The sequence below is a fragment of the Celeribacter baekdonensis genome, assembly GCF_900102315.1.
GTDB lineage: Bacteria > Pseudomonadota > Alphaproteobacteria > Rhodobacterales > Rhodobacteraceae > Celeribacter > Celeribacter baekdonensis.
The window spans coordinates 412,703-426,744 of record NZ_FNBL01000002.1 but is presented as its reverse complement, the minus strand read 5'-3'; the positions used below and the strand labels follow the sequence as shown (position 1 = coordinate 426,744).

Genomic DNA, 14,042 nt, shown 5'->3' with positions numbered 1-14,042 from the left:
AATGGCCGTATCGCGCATGCTCGTCTGCGCCCTAAAATGAGGCACAGGCGCATAATTTTCCGCCGGCCCTAAGGCGTATGTCTCAGGCAGCCGTTGCAGCCGTTGAGGAAAATCTCAATCGCGGCCTCCCGGCGTAGGGCCATATCGCCCGCGACCGGATAGGCATAGTCCGGGTCGAGCAGGCTTGGCACCGGGTCCCAAAACGCCATATCCATCAAAATCTCCGCCGCCAGCGCCACCCGATCTGGGGCAATTTCAAGCACACCCTCGCGCACCGCCTCCTCCAGCTCGGCACAAATGTACCCCCGCAAGATGCCGCGGCCATTCTGGCACATTTCACGCGCCAGATTGGGGTAAACATGCGCCTTGGCAATCAGGGTGCGCAGGAACTCCCGCTTGCGGTCTTCACTGACCGGGGGCTTGTTCAGCGTGAGCAAAAGCGACAAACGCTCCTTCAAAGGCTTGGTTTTCTCGACCTCATTCAAGGGCAGGAAAATCACCTTGCCAATCTCGGCCATGCTGCGACGCAGGAGCGCTTCGAGACTGTCGAAATGAGCGTAGATCGTGCGCTTTGACATGCCAGTTTCGCGCGCAATCGCCGCCATCGTGACCTCGTCCAAGGACGAACTCATCAACAGCGCTTTGGTGGCGCGCACAATTTCCTCTTCGCGCGCGGCACTGTCCATTTGAACCGGGCGGCCGCGGCGGCGGTGAGGCTCACACGCGTTCATATCTGTCTCTTTCGCCATTTGCGCTCCTCCTGCTCGCCATGATCCTTACCATGATCGCCCCCATTTCGCCCACAGCTGTCCTGCATTTGTGCACAGAGAGTGCGCCGATCACGAACTTTACAAAACCATCCCGTTTCTTTAATGAAAATTCAAGAGCGACATACACCTGTGTGATAAACAGAGCCATCGCAAACGCATCATTCCTGAGACTGGGCCGTTCGTACGCGTACCCCAATCCCCTTGCCGGAGACCTCCATGCCTAACACCCTCCTCCCCCAAAGCCTGCCTGTGTCGCTGCGCCGGATGTCCACCGCCTTTGCATTTGCCCTCTGCGCCGCGATGCCCGCCGTTGCGCAAGAATCACCCCCGCCGACACCCGTGACCGTGGTCACGCTGGAGGCCAAAGACATCACCCTGACGGCCCCTCTGCCCGGTCGTGTTGCCGCCTCAAGTGCCGCCGAAGTGCGTCCGCAGGTCAATGGCATCATCCGCGCCCGTCTGTTTGAAGAGGGTCGCCCGGTTGAAAAAGGCGATGCGCTTTATGAAATCGACGCCGCCTCTTATGAGGCGCAAAAGGCAGTGGCCGAGGCCGGTTTGGCCCAGGCCAAGGCCTCGCTGAAATCGGCGATGATCGAATATGATCGTCAGCAAGAATTGAAATCGCGCAATGTCGTGGCACAGCAAAACCTCGACAGTGCCATTGCCGCCCGCGATTCCGCAGAGGCCGCGATCAAACTGGCCGAAGCCAATCTTTTGTCCGCCGAAATTGATCTGGACCGCGCCACGATCCGCGCACCGATCTCCGGCGTGGTTGGTCTGAGCCAAATCACCCAAGGTGCGCTTGTCACCTCCGGTCAGGCCAGCCCGCTCACCGTGATCCGCGCGCTTGATCCGGTCTATGTCGATGTGACCCAGGCGGCGGCAGAAATGCTGCGCTGGCAGCGCGCCGGAAGCGATGCGGTCTTTGCTGGCAACATCGGCCAAACGGTCGAGCTGCGGCTGACCGATGGCAGCACCTATGAACAAAAAGGCGAATTGTCCGCCGCAGAGCCCCATGTCGATGAACAAACCGGCTCAATCCTGTTGCGCCTGTCCTTCCCGAACCCGGATCATTTCCTGCTGCCCGGCATGTATGTTCAGGTCGAGATGCCGCAAGGTCTGATCAAGGACGCGATCCTGGTGCCGCAAGAGGCGGTGACACGGGATCGGCGCGGTCGCCCGATGGCCTTTGTCGTCACGCCCGAACATGTCGTCGAACAGCGCACGCTGACGGTGCAAAGCGATCAAGGCGCGAATTGGGTGGTGACCGAGGGTGTCGCCTCCGGTGAGATGGTGATCGTGGCCGGGCTGCAAAAAGTCTCCGCCGGTATGACCGTCGCCCCGCAACCGCAAGAGGCCGTCCCCGCCTCCAGCGACAGCAACTGAGCAAAGCCCGGAAGGACCCCTCATGGCCCGTTTTTTCATTGACCGCCCGGTATTTGCCTGGGTTATCTCGATCCTGATCATGGGCATTGGTGCGCTGTCGATCGTCACCCTGCCCATTGCCCAATACCCGCAAATCGCGCCCCCCTCGGTCTCGATCCACGCCACCTATCCGGGTGCCTCGGCCGAAACCGTGGCCAACACCGTCACCCAAGTCATCGAACAACAGATGACCGGGTTGGACGGGATGCGGTATATGTCATCAAGCTCGACCTCCTCGGGGTCGGCCTCGATCACCATGACCTTTGAAACCGGGATTGACCCGGACATCGCGCAGGTTCAGGTGCAAAACAAATTGGCCCAGGCCACGGCGCTTTTGCCCGAAGCGGTGCAGCGCCAAGGCGTGACCGTTCAAAAATCCTCGGCGGGTTTCTTGATGGTGATCGGTCTGATTTCCGAAGATGGCCAGTTGGATCAGGCTGATCTTGCCGATTATCTCAACACCAATCTTGTCGACGCGTTCAGTCGGATCGAAGGTGTCGGCGGCACCCAGATTTTTGGGGCGCAATATGCCATGCGAATCTGGCTCGATCCCTCCAAACTGGCCGCTTTTGACATGACGCCCTCCGATGTCGTCACCGCGATCTCTTCGCAAAACGCCCAGATTTCGGCGGGGGCCTTTGGCAGTCTGCCCTCCCCCGAGGGTCAGGCCCTGAACGCCACCATCACTGCGCAATCGCTTTTGAAAACGCCGGAAGATTTCCGCAATATCATCCTGCGCTCCGAAGGCGGCGGCGGCATTGTGTTGCTGCAAGACGTGGCCCGTGTCGAAGTCGGCGCGGAAAACTACTCTACGATTGCGCAATACAATGGCAATCCCGCCTCCGGCATGGCGATCCAGCTTGCCCCCGGTGCCAATGCGCTCGACACCTCGAAATTGGTGCGTGAAAAGATTGGCGAATATGCGCAATATTTCCCCGAAGGCGTGAGCTACGTCATCCCCTATGACACCACGCCCTTTGTCGAAATCTCGATCCACGAAGTCCAGAAAACCCTGATGGAAGCCATCGTTTTGGTGTTCTTCGTCATGCTTTTGTTCCTGCAAAACCTGCGCGCCACGTTGATCCCGACCTTGGCTGTGCCTGTCGTTTTGCTTGGGACTTTCGCGATCTTGTCGCTGTTTGGCTATTCGATCAACGTGCTGACCATGTTGGCGATGGTTCTGGCCATCGGTCTTTTGGTCGATGACGCCATCGTGGTGGTCGAAAACGTCGAACGGATCATGGAAGAAGAGGGCCTGAGCCCGCGCGAGGCCACGCGCAAATCCATGGATCAGATCACCGGCGCGCTGATCGGCGTCGCCTTGGTGCTCTCTGCCGTGTTCATTCCGATGGCCTTTTTCGGTGGCTCCACCGGGGTGATTTACCGCCAGTTCTCGATCACCATCGTCTCGGCCATGTTGCTGTCTGTCGTTGTGGCTTTGACCCTGACGCCCGCGCTTTGCGCCACCTTGTTGCGTGGCAAAGACGCCCATCACACCAAACGCGGCCCCTTTGGCCTGTTCAACCGGATGTTTGAAAAAATCACCGGCGGCTATGGCGCAACCGTAGGCTATACGGTGCGGCGTCCACTGCGCATGTTGATGATTTATGCCGTCATGGGCGGCGGCATTGTGTGGTTGTTCCTGCAAACCCCCACCGGCTTTTTGCCCGATGAGGATCAGGGCATCATGTTGGCGCTGGTGCAAGGCCCGGCGGGGTCCACCGCCGAAAACACCGCCAAAGCCAACATGCAAATCCAGGAGTATTTCCTCAACGCCGAAAAAGAGGCCGTGGATTCGATCTTTACCATCGTCGGCTTCTCCTTTGCCGGTGCCGGGCAAAACAATGGTTTGGCCTTTGTGCGCCTGAAAGATTGGGACGAGCGTCTCAGCCCGGCGCAATCGGTTCAGGCCATTGCGGGCCGTGCCTATGGTGCCTTCATGGGCATCCAGGAAGCCATGGCTTTCCCGATCGTGCCACCTGCGGTCACCGAGCTTGGCAACGTTTCGGGTTTTGACTTTTACCTGCAGGCCCCCGGCGGCCAGACCCATGAACAACTCCTGGAAGCCCGCAACATGTTGCTGGGAATGGCGGCGCAAAGCCCGCTGATCGCCTCCGCGCGCCCCTCGGGTCTTGAGGATGCGACCCAGTTCAAACTGGACATCGACTGGCGCGCTGCGGGTGCGATGGGCGTGTCTCCCACCAATGTCGGCAACACGCTTTCGATTGCCATGGCCGGGACCTACGTCAACGATTTCGATGACAATGGCAAAACCAAACGCGTCTATGTCCAAGGCGAAGCCGATGCCCGCGCCACCCCGACCGATTTGCAAAAATGGCGGGTCCGCAACAGCACCGGCGACCTTGTGGCCTTTTCCAACTTCTCCTCTGAACGTTGGGTCTATGGTCCCCAAGGTCTGAACCGCTACAACGGCATCCCCGCGATGCAGATCCAGGGCTCCCCCGCCCCCGGTGTCTCCACCGGCGAAGCCATGGCGGAAATCGAGCGTCTGGTCGGCAACCTGCCGCCGGGATTTGCCGTGGCCTGGACCGGCCTGTCACTGGAAGAACGCGACTCCGGCTCGCAAGCGCCGATGCTCTATGCGCTCTCTTTGGCCGCGATCTTCTTTTGTCTTGCGGCGCTTTATGAAAGCTGGGCGATCCCGTTCTCGGTCATGTTGGCCCTGCCAGTTGGTATCTTGGGCACGCTGTCCACGGCCTATCTGTTCAACTTCCAAAACGGCGTGTTCTTTCAGGTCGGCCTGTTGACCGTGATCGGTCTGACCGGGAAAAACGCCATTTTGATCGTGGAATTCGCCCGCGAACAATATGACGCCGGGGCCAATGTGATCGACGCGGTGCTGACCGCTGCGCGCCAACGGTTCCGCCCGATCATCATGACCTCGCTGGCCTTCTCCTTGGGGGTTGTGCCGCTGGTCCTGTCCTCGGGCGCAGGCTCCGGTGGCCGCCGCGCGGTTGGCTCCGCGGTTCTGGGCGGGACGATCGCCGGCACAGTGTTTGGCATCATCTTCGTGCCGCTGTTCTTTGTGCTGGTGATGAAAGTCTTTGGCCGTAAAAAACCCGCCGCCTGAGGTTCAGGCGCGACACATAGATATGGAAACGGCCGGGCTTAAACCCCGGCCGTTTTTGGTTGTCTGGGAGACGCTCAAACGCCCCCTTACATCCCCTGCACCACCATCTCCCGCACCTTCACCGCCTTCTCAAAATGATCCAACTGGTGGGTTTTGATCCACCATTCTGCCGCCTCCATCAGCGTCTCGGGGTCGTCGTTTTTATTGGCGAAAAACGCATAAAACGACAGGCCGACCCCCGCGCCTTTCTGGGCGATTTTGGCGTCGCAGGTGGCGATGATCTTGGCGCGAAGGCTCGCTCTCATACCTTGTCCTCTCATAAAAAATGGCCGGGAACGCGCCCCGACCGAGTGTCTCGCAAATCTTGCGTCGCTTAAAGCGTCACGCCTTTCCCTGTCTCAAGTTAAAGGCGTGACGCTTTAGGTGATCACATTCGGTGCGTTGCGGCCCGTGCGGCTGCGGATTTCGGCCAACCCGTCCGCCGCCGCGATCACCGCCGAGAGCGCATGTTGCGGATTGTCCTGAAGCACTGCCGCCGCCGTTTCCACCCGCTCAAGATAGACCCGCAGCGTCGCGCCCTCGGTCCCTGTGCCCGAAAGCCGGAACACGATGCGCCCACCGCCGATGAACATAATCCGAATGCCCTGCCCCTCAGAGCGCGAGCCATCGACCGGATCGTCATAGGCAAACTCATCGGCGGCCTCGATGGTCATGCCCTCGATCACCTGCCCCGGCAAATGGCGCAACTTGCCACGCAGCGCCTCCATCACCCCATTGGCCGCCGCACTGTCGACCGCCTCATAGTCGTGACGCGAATAGTAATTGCGACCATAGCGCGCCCAATGATCCGCCATGATCGCGGCCACGGATTGTTTCCGTTCGGCCAGGATATTGAGCCAAAACAACACCGCCCAAAGCCCGTCTTTCTCGCGCACATGGTCTGATCCGGTGCCCGCACTTTCCTCGCCGCACAGCGTCGCGCGACCCGCATCCAACAGGTTGCCAAAGAATTTCCAGCCCGTTGGTGTTTCATAGCACTGGATGTCCAGCGCCTCGGCCACGCGGTCGAGCGCGCGCGAGGTTGGCATCGAACGCGCCACGCCCTTAAGCCCACCCGCATAGGCCGGAACCAAAGTGGCATTGGCCGCCAAAACCGCCAAACTGTCCGAGGGCGTCACATAGGCGTTGCGGCCCACGATCATGTTGCGGTCACCGTCACCGTCCGAGGCCGCACCAAAATCCGGGGCTTTACCCGAAAACATCAAATCCATCAAACTCTTGGCCCAAATCGGGTTTGGATCAGGATGCCCGCCGCCAAAATCCGGCAAGGGCACGGCATTGACCACCGAGCCTTTCGGCGCGCCCAGCGTGTCTTCCAAAATCGCCTTGGCATAGGGGCCGGTGATCGCATGCATCGCGTCAAAGCGCAGGGTAAACCCACCGGCAAACAGCGCGCGGATTTTGTCGAAATCGAAAATCTCTTCCATCATCAGCGCGTAATCGGCGACCGGATCGACGACCTCGACCTCCATCTCGCCCAACAACGTCGTGCCGATGGTGGAGAGGTCCACATCCTGCGCGTCCATGATGGCATATTCAGTGATGGTTTTGGTGGCTTCAAAGATTTTCTCGGTCACGCCCTCGGCGGCGGGGCCACCGTTTGGCGTGTTGAATTTCACCCCGAAATCCTCTTTCGGCCCACCCGGATTGTGCGAGGCGGACATGATAATGCCGCCATCCGTGCCGCGTTTGCGGATCAAATGCGAGGCCGCAGGCGTAGAGAGCAATGCGTTTTGCCCAACAATCACCTTTTTCGCGCCATTGGCGGCAGCCATGCGCAACATCACCTGCGCGGCGCGGTCATTAAAATACCGACCATCGCCGCCCAACACATAGGTTTTGCCCGCAGCGCCCCCGATCCCGTTGAAAATCGCCTGAACGAAATTTTCCAGATACTGCGGCTGCATGAAGACCGGAGTTTTCTTGCGCAGCCCCGAGGTTCCGGGTTTTTGGCCGTCGATCGCATGGGTTTCAACCATGTGGCGGGTCATATGATGTCCTTCCTATCGGTCGTGTGTGCGCATGATCTCGGCCACGCGCACGATGTCACTGTTCATGGTGAGGGTATCAGAAGTTTCGGGCAAACGAATGCGCCAATTTGGATATTCGGTGGTGGTTCCGGGTAGATTTTGCTGGTCCACCATGTCGAGCATGATTTCGGCCTGAACCGCAACCAATCGCGAGGGTGTTCGGGCCAAAAACGCGTGCAGCGCGTCTTGTCCCGTATCTGAACCCGCGTCCGGCAACAGTCGATCCATCGCCGCCACTTCGCGCGCCCGATGGCCCAATTCATGCGTGGTCTGCGCCGCATCCAGCCCCCCGGCTTTTTGCCGCGCCGTGACATCCGCGCCCTGACGCCAGCCTTGCCACGTTGGCAAATCATGGGTCGAAAACGACGCAATCGCCGCCTCGTCATAGCGCTCTGCCGGCTTGAACTCCGGGTCATGCCAATTTTCGCGCTCAAACATCATCACCCGACAGCCCAAAACCCCCGATGCGGCCAAAGCATCGTGCAGCCCGTCCGGGATCAGCCCCAAATCTTCGCCAATGATGAGGCCGCCTGCCCGTGCCGCTTCCATGCGCGCCACGGCCAACATCGCGTCACGCGGCATTTGCACATAGGCACCGGGGGCGTTTTCCGGCACCCAAAAGGTGCGCTCAAACCCAAGGATGTGATCAATCCGTATCGCACCCGCAAAGCGCAGTTGTCGGGCGAAGGTGTCGCGCAGGGCCGCATAGGCATTTTTACGCAAATTCAAAGGATTAAACGGAGCAAGACCCCAATTTTGCCCTTCGGCCGAAAACGCATCGGGCGGTGCCCCCAAGGAGGCACCATAGGCGAAACTGTCGCGATCCTCCCATGTTTCCGCGCCATGCGGGTGGGTGCCCACGGCCAAATCGAGGTAGAGCCCATGTGCCATCCCGGCGGCTTTTGCCTGTGCCTGCGCCCCGGACAAATCGGTATCCGCGCGCCATTGCAGCCAAGCGTGAAACAGAATCTCATCCCGCAAATCGCGGCGCGCGGCCTGTGCGCTGACGCTGTTGGGACATTGCAACTCTTCGGGCCAATCGCACCAAAACGGGCCATGAATGGCAGACAGCGCCTGATGCAGGGCAAAGGTTTCAAGCGATGTGCCCTCTTGCGCCAGATAGGCCAGAAACTCGGGCGATGTCGGGTGGGCCTCAAAGGCCTGACGCAGCGCCGCCATGCGTGCGGGCGTGTCGGTGTGATAGTCGATCAACGCCCCCGCCACGCCGGTTTTGGTCGCCAGATGCAGAACATTCAACCGGCGGCGATGCGACGGCGAATAGGGGCTGAACATATTTGGCACGGTCGGAAACCCGGCATGAACCGGGTTGATGCCCAAAAATGCCGCACCATGCGGCCCAAGCCCGCGCACCAGCGCACTCAAGCCCTCATAAGTGCCGATACCGCGTTCGGACAGGCCATAAAGCGGCGCGATCAGCCCCCAACAGCGCTCCGGCAACGGCAGGGTCGCGGGGGCGGCCAAAAGCGTGATGCGGATCGGCCCGGCGGCCAGATGATGGATGCCCATCGGCAGTTTTGGCAGGCTGTCCCCGCCCCGACCCTCACAGGTCTGACCGTCTTCATAGGTCAACACCCACGCGCTGTCGCCAATATCGACCCAAGGCGAGGTGCCCGCCTCACAGACCACGTCCCACGGCAGGCCCGCATCCCAACCCGCCTCAAGATGCGCGCGCGCGGCCTCCTCAGACTCGGCCTCAAACCCGAGCGCTCGCATCAGCGCCACGGCGGTCTCCACCGAGGTTTCGCGCAATACGCCCAATTGATCATAAAACTGGCCATGGATGCCGATCCGGGCAGAGAGTTCAAGCCGCAAATCCGTCATCAAAAGGCCTCCAGTTCAAGCGCCAAAGTGGTTTCGCGCCCGGCCAGGATGAGGGACCCGTCGATCACCTCGCCGTCAATGTCCGGGTGGCCGGTGTCGATCCAAAGCCGCCAGCGCCGCCCCGGCATACAGGCCGGAAGATGCACACTCACCGCCTCGCCCCGATTGAAAATCAGGAACAAAGCCTCTTCGCGTTGGGCATAAAGCGGTGTGCCGGAGGCGATGCGCATTTCGGCACAGAGCGTTTTCAACTCCGGTGCTGTCCAATCCTGATCCCGCATCAAAACCCCGTCAGGTCGCCACCAAAACAGGTCTTCGATCCCGTCCATCAACCGTTCGCGCGAATGCAAAAACCGCTTTTGACGCAAAATCGGGTGGTCGCGGCGAAAGGCGATCAGGCGTTTGGTAAACTCCAAAAACTCCGGGTCCACCACGCTCCAGTCAATCCAACCGATCTCATTGTCCTGACAATAGGCATTGTTGTTGCCCCGCTGGCTGTTGCCCAGCTCGTCCCCTGCCAAAAGCATTGGCGTGCCTTGGGAAAACAACAGTGTGGCCAAGAGGTTGCGCCGCCGTTGCGCGCGCGCCGCATTGATTTTGACATCCTCCGTCGGCCCGGCCACGCCCATGTTGTCGGAGGCATTGTCATTGTGGCCGTCGCGGTTGTCTTCGCCATTGGCCTCATTGTGTTTGCCGGTGTAGCTGACCACATCCATCAAGGTGAACCCGTCATGCGCCGTGACAAAATTGACCGATGATGTGGCCGGACGCCCCGAATGATCGAACTGCAAAGCCGATCCGGTCAGGCGGTCGGCCAGGACCGGCACATGGCCCGCATCGCCGCGCCAAAACCGGCGAATACCATCGCGAAACTTGTCGTTCCATTCCAAAAACGGCGGAGGAAACCCACCCACGCGGTAACCGCCGGGGCCAATGTCCCATGGTTCAGCGATGAGTTTGACCTTGGTCAGAACCGGGTCCTGCCGGATCGCATCAAAGAAAGACGCGCCGCGGTCAAACCCCGTGGGCGTGCGGCCCAACGTGGTGCACAGATCAAAGCGGAAGCCATCGACATGCATCACCTCGACCCAATAGCGCAAGGAATCCAAGACCATGCGCAGCACCATCGGGTGATCAATATTGAGCGTGTTTCCGGTGCCCGTGTCATTGATGTAATAACGCGGATTGTCGGTGAGGCGGTAATAGCTTTTGTTGTCGAGACCTCGAAACGACAGCGTCGGCCCCTGTTCATTGCCCTCGCCGGTGTGGTTGTACACCACATCCATGATCACCTCGATGCCCGCCGAATGCAGCCGCGCGACCATATGTTGGAACTCAGCGATCTGGTGATAGGCGAGGTAGCGCGGATCGGGGGCAAAGAAGCTGAGCGTCTGATAGCCCCAGTAATTCACCAAGCCCCTTTCAACCAGAAACCGATCGTTGAGAAAGGCCTGCGCCGGCATAAGCTCGATCGCGGTGATGCCCAGATTCACGAGGTGATCCAAAATCGCATCGGACGCGAGCCCCAAGAATTTGCCCTTGTGCAACACATCCGGGTGCAGCTCGGTCAGGCCTTTGACATGGGCCTCATAGATCACCGTTTGCGAGGTGCGCCGATGCGGCGGTTGATCTTTGCCCCAAGCGAAAAGCACATCTTCGACGACCGAGCGCGGCATGTATTTGGCGCTGTCGCGGGTGTCAAAAGACAGATCGGCGGCCTCGTGCCCGACCTCATAGCCCATCAAGGCGTCATGCCAGTCAGGATGTTTGGTCACGCGTTTGGCGTAGGGGTCCATCAAGAGTTTGTTGTAATTGAACCGATGACCCTGGTCCGGCGCATAGGGTCCATCGGCGCGCAGGCCATACAGTTGCCCCGGACGCAACTCCGGCACAAACCCGTGCCAGACATCGCCGTCACGTTCCGGCAGATCAATCCTCTGAGTCTCGGTCTGACCGTCGTCCGAGAACAAACACAGGGTGATCCGGCGGGCGTGTTGGGAAAAAACCGCGAAATTGACACCTTCGCCATCCACTGTGGCCCCCAGCGGCGCGGCATGGCCGCCCAGGATCGAATATTGCCTCATTTAGGGTGCGCAGCTCCTGTCATCGTCTCAAAAAGATCGGCATAGGTGCCCGCAGAGCTGTCCCACCCCACAGGCTGCGCCATGGCATTGTCCATCATTTTGGTCCAGACATCGGGCTTGCGGTAGAGCGCGCAAAGACGGTTCAGCGCTTGGGTCAGTGCCAAGGCTGTGACCGGGTGAAATTGGATGCCCGTGGCCACGCCTTGCGCCAAGGCGGCGGCATTGGCATTGATCACCGTGTCGGCCAACCCGCCGGTCAGCGAGACCAACGGCAAGGTGCCAAACCGCAGCCCGTACATTTGCGTCAAGCCGCAGGGCTCAAAGCGCGAGGGCACCAAAATCGCATCCCCGCCTTCGATCAGACGGCGGGCGAAAGCTTCGTCATAGCCGATCCGCACCGCAACGCCCGCATGGCGCAGGGCGGCGTCACGAAACGCAGATTCAAACGCACTGTCGCCCGACCCCAAAAGCGCCAATTGCCCGCCCTGCTCCAACAGGGTCGGCAGCGCTTCGAGCAAGAGATCAAAGCCCTTTTGCCCGGTCAATCGAGAGATCACCACGCACAGCGGTCCCTCACTGGCCGGACCGGAATTTGGCAGGCCAAGCTCGTCGCGCAGCGCCGCTTTGAATTTGGCTTTGCCTTTCGGGGTTTTGTAACTTGGCGACCAGACCTCTTCGTCGATGCCATTGAGAATGCCGACAAAATCCGATCCGCGCGCGGCCAAAACGCCCTCCATCCCCATGCCATACTCGCCCGTCATCAATTCGGCGGCATAGGTGGGCGAGACGGTGGAGACCTTGGTGGCCCCCACGATCCCGGCTTTGAGCGCCGAAATCTGACCCCAATATTCATAGCCGCCGGGGCTAAATCCGGGGCGCGGCAGGCCCAGCGTGTCGATCAGATCGGCCGAACAACAGCCCTGAAAGGCGATGTTGTGAATGGTCATCAGGGTCTTGACCCGCTCCGCCGCCCCCAATTCGCGCAGATACACCGGGGTCAATCCGGCCTGCCAATCATGCAGGTGCAACACCTCTGGCGTCCAGCCTTCGATCCCATGCGCGGCAATCATCGCCGCCGCCAATGAGAGCGCCGCAAAGCGTTGTGGGTTGTCGGCCCAATCATAGCCGCCGGGACCGGTGTAAAGCGATCCGTCACGGTCATAGAGATGCGGCGCGTCCAGGATATAAAGCACGGTATCGCCCAATGTTCCGCGCCGAATTTGGGCCGAACCGCCGAAAAAGTCATGGATGTCAAACACCGGCGCAGCGTCCGGTTGGGCCGCCAAAACCGCGCGGTAGCCCGGCAAAAGCGTGCGCATGTCTACGCCATACGCCGCCAATGCGCCGGGCAAAGCCCCCGCCACATCGGCCAATCCCCCGGTTTTCACCAAGGGCACACATTCGGACGTGACTGACAGAACCCGTGTCATACGCCTTTGGCCCTCCGGTCCAACATATCCTGGGTGATCAAGGTGATCCCGCCCGGCGACACCCGGAACCATTTGGCGTCGACCTCGGGATCTTCGCCCACCACCAGCCCCTCGGGGATATGTACACCGCGATCAATCACCACGTTTTTAAGCCGGGCATGACGCGCCACGTTGACATAGGGCAACACCACAGCCCCCTCCAAGGAGGCATAGGAATTGGTGGTCACATGGGTGAACAACAGGCTTTCGCGGATTTCCGTCCCCGAAATGATGCAGCCGCCCGAGACCATCGAACTCACCGCCGTGCCGCGCCGATCCGGGCGGTCATGGATGAATTTTGCCGGTGGCGTGTTCTCGGAATAGCTCCAGATCGGCCAACTGCGGTCCCATAGATCAAGCTCGGGGGTGAAATCGGTCAGGTCGATATTGGCCTTCCAATAGGCATCAATCGTGCCGACATCGCGCCAATAGGCGGGCGCGTCGGGGTGGCGGATACAACTGTCGGTAAAGCGATGCGCCTGGGCTTTGCCCTTGGCGACAAGATCGGGGATCATGTCATTGCCAAAATCGTGGCTGGAGGTTTGATCCTCCATGTCTTCCAACAGGCGTTCACGCAGGAATTTCCAATTGAACACATAGATGCCCATCGAGGCGAGCGCGTTTTTCTCGTCGCCCGGGATGCCCGGCGGATCGGCAGGTTTTTCCAAAAATTCGGTGATCCGGTCCGTGCCATCCACCGCCATCACGCCAAAGGCCGAGGCCTGTTTGCGGTCCACGGTCAGACAGCCGATGGTCACATCCGCGCCACTGTCGACGTGATGTTGGATCATCAACTCGTAATCCATCTTATAGATGTGATCGCCCGCGAGGATCAGGATGTAATCGACATCATAGCTGTCGATGATGTCGATGTTTTGCGCCACGGCATCGGCTGTACCGCGATACCATGTGCTTTCCTCGTAACGCTGTGAGGCAGGCAGAATGTCCAAAAATTCGTTGCGTTCAGCGCGGAAAAACGTCCAGCCGCGTTGGATGTGGCGGATCAGCGAATGGGCTTTGTATTGCGTCGCAATCGCCATTTTGCGGATGCCGGAATTGAGCGCATTGGAGAGCGCGAAATCGACGATGCGGGTTTTGCCACCAAAATAGACCGCCGGTTTCACCCGCGAATTGGTCAGTTCCTGAAGCCGCGAGCCGCGCCCCCCCGCCAAAACGAACGCCATGGTCCGATTGGCCAACCTGTTGCGCGTCTGTGTTTGTGTCTGTGTCATTCCTCCACCTTTCCGCACCCCGAGCCCCCGCCTTTCGGC

Annotated in this window: 9 protein-coding genes; 2 read left to right on the top strand and 7 right to left on the bottom strand. The window is 59.9% G+C overall.

The window, feature by feature from the left end:
- Nucleotides 1–68: 68 nt before the first annotated feature.
- A complete protein-coding gene (locus tag BLT54_RS06220) occupies nt 69–749 on the bottom strand; it encodes a TetR/AcrR family transcriptional regulator (protein ID WP_074642268.1) in 681 nt (226 codons plus the stop codon).
- 237 nt (nt 750–986) lie between these two features.
- Between BLT54_RS06220 and BLT54_RS06215 the strand changes: the two genes are divergently transcribed.
- Nucleotides 987–2,156: an efflux RND transporter periplasmic adaptor subunit gene (locus tag BLT54_RS06215; protein WP_083351712.1), complete on the top strand. Its 1,170-nt coding sequence runs from the start codon at nt 987–989 to the stop codon at nt 2,154–2,156.
- Nucleotides 2,157–2,178: 22 nt separating this feature from the next.
- Complete coding sequence (locus BLT54_RS06210; protein ID WP_074642263.1) at nt 2,179–5,286, top strand: efflux RND transporter permease subunit; 3,108 nt, start codon at nt 2,179–2,181, stop codon at nt 5,284–5,286.
- 86 nt (nt 5,287–5,372) lie between these two features.
- On the opposite strand, the gene BLT54_RS06205 is transcribed toward BLT54_RS06210, so the two are convergent.
- The 6 genes from BLT54_RS06205 to glgC all read right to left on the bottom strand — a co-directional run bounded on the left by BLT54_RS06205 (nt 5,373) and on the right by glgC (nt 14,003).
- Nucleotides 5,373–5,591 carry a DUF6500 family protein gene (locus BLT54_RS06205; protein ID WP_074642261.1) on the bottom strand — a complete coding sequence of 73 codons (219 nt, stop codon included), beginning with the start codon at nt 5,589–5,591 and terminating at the stop codon, nt 5,373–5,375.
- Nucleotides 5,592–5,705: 114 nt separating this feature from the next.
- Nucleotides 5,706–7,337, bottom strand: coding sequence for an alpha-D-glucose phosphate-specific phosphoglucomutase (locus BLT54_RS06200; RefSeq protein WP_074642259.1), 1,632 nt, complete (start codon nt 7,335–7,337; stop codon nt 5,706–5,708).
- Nucleotides 7,338–7,349: 12 nt separating this feature from the next.
- A complete protein-coding gene (malQ, locus tag BLT54_RS06195) occupies nt 7,350–9,218 on the bottom strand; it encodes a 4-alpha-glucanotransferase (protein ID WP_074642257.1) in 1,869 nt (622 codons plus the stop codon).
- Nucleotides 9,218–11,302 (bottom strand): glycogen debranching protein GlgX, encoded by a 2,085-nt coding sequence (gene glgX / locus BLT54_RS06190; protein WP_074642255.1) that lies wholly within the window; start codon nt 11,300–11,302, stop codon nt 9,218–9,220. The genes malQ and glgX overlap by 1 nt, the downstream gene beginning before the upstream one ends.
- Complete coding sequence (glgA, locus tag BLT54_RS06185) at nt 11,299–12,732, bottom strand: glycogen synthase GlgA (RefSeq protein WP_074642253.1); 1,434 nt, start codon at nt 12,730–12,732, stop codon at nt 11,299–11,301. The genes glgX and glgA overlap by 4 nt, the downstream gene beginning before the upstream one ends.
- Complete coding sequence (gene glgC, locus BLT54_RS06180) at nt 12,729–14,003, bottom strand: glucose-1-phosphate adenylyltransferase (protein ID WP_074642252.1); 1,275 nt, start codon at nt 14,001–14,003, stop codon at nt 12,729–12,731. The genes glgA and glgC overlap by 4 nt, the downstream gene beginning before the upstream one ends.
- Between the last annotated feature and the right edge of the window lie 39 nt (nt 14,004–14,042).

What these genes read in the sequence shown, in the direction of transcription:
- glgA (WP_074642253.1), bottom strand. Translation starts at nt 12,732, where the DNA reads ATGACACGGGTTCTGTCAGTCACGTCCGAATGTGTGCCCTTGGTGAAA.
- BLT54_RS06220 (WP_074642268.1), bottom strand. Translation starts at nt 749, where the DNA reads ATGGCGAAAGAGACAGATATGAACGCGTGTGAGCCTCACCGCCGCCGC.
- glgC (WP_074642252.1), bottom strand. Translation starts at nt 14,003, where the DNA reads ATGACACAGACACAAACACAGACGCGCAACAGGTTGGCCAATCGGACC.
- BLT54_RS06205 (WP_074642261.1), bottom strand. Translation starts at nt 5,591, where the DNA reads ATGAGAGCGAGCCTTCGCGCCAAGATCATCGCCACCTGCGACGCCAAA.
- BLT54_RS06200 (WP_074642259.1), bottom strand. Translation starts at nt 7,337, where the DNA reads ATGACCCGCCACATGGTTGAAACCCATGCGATCGACGGCCAAAAACCC.
- malQ (WP_074642257.1), bottom strand. Translation starts at nt 9,218, where the DNA reads ATGACGGATTTGCGGCTTGAACTCTCTGCCCGGATCGGCATCCATGGC.
- BLT54_RS06210 (WP_074642263.1), top strand. Translation starts at nt 2,179, where the DNA reads ATGGCCCGTTTTTTCATTGACCGCCCGGTATTTGCCTGGGTTATCTCG.
- BLT54_RS06215 (WP_083351712.1), top strand. Translation starts at nt 987, where the DNA reads ATGCCTAACACCCTCCTCCCCCAAAGCCTGCCTGTGTCGCTGCGCCGG.
- glgX (WP_074642255.1), bottom strand. Translation starts at nt 11,302, where the DNA reads ATGAGGCAATATTCGATCCTGGGCGGCCATGCCGCGCCGCTGGGGGCC.